The sequence below is a fragment of the Pseudomonas sp. SCPG-7 genome, assembly GCF_002156405.1.
GTDB lineage: Bacteria > Pseudomonadota > Gammaproteobacteria > Pseudomonadales > Pseudomonadaceae > Aquipseudomonas > Aquipseudomonas parakoreensis.
This window is the reverse complement of record NZ_MVOO01000060.1, coordinates 1-201: the sequence shown is the minus strand read 5'-3', so window position 1 is coordinate 201 and position 201 is coordinate 1. Positions and strand designations below refer to the sequence as shown.

Genomic DNA, 201 nt, shown 5'->3' with positions numbered 1-201 from the left:
CCATGGCCAAAGGCGGCGTAGACCCGCTCCGGCTCGAGCGGATGGCGCCGGATCGGCAGGTAGTCGAAGAACGCCTGGGCGGCCCGGGCGGCGAGCAGGTCGACGCTCGTGACCTTGTAGGCCGCCTTGGTCGGATCGCCGGTCAGATCCTCGCCCGGGTACCAGTTGTTGGTGACCTCGTGGTCGTCCCACTGATAAGGC

At 68.2% G+C, this 201-nt stretch carries 1 protein-coding gene; it reads right to left on the bottom strand.

Features of this window, described 5'->3' with window-relative positions:
- The coding region (locus B1722_RS28535) for an alkaline phosphatase D family protein (RefSeq protein ID WP_176393395.1) at window positions 1–201 on the bottom strand (201 nt) is incomplete at both ends.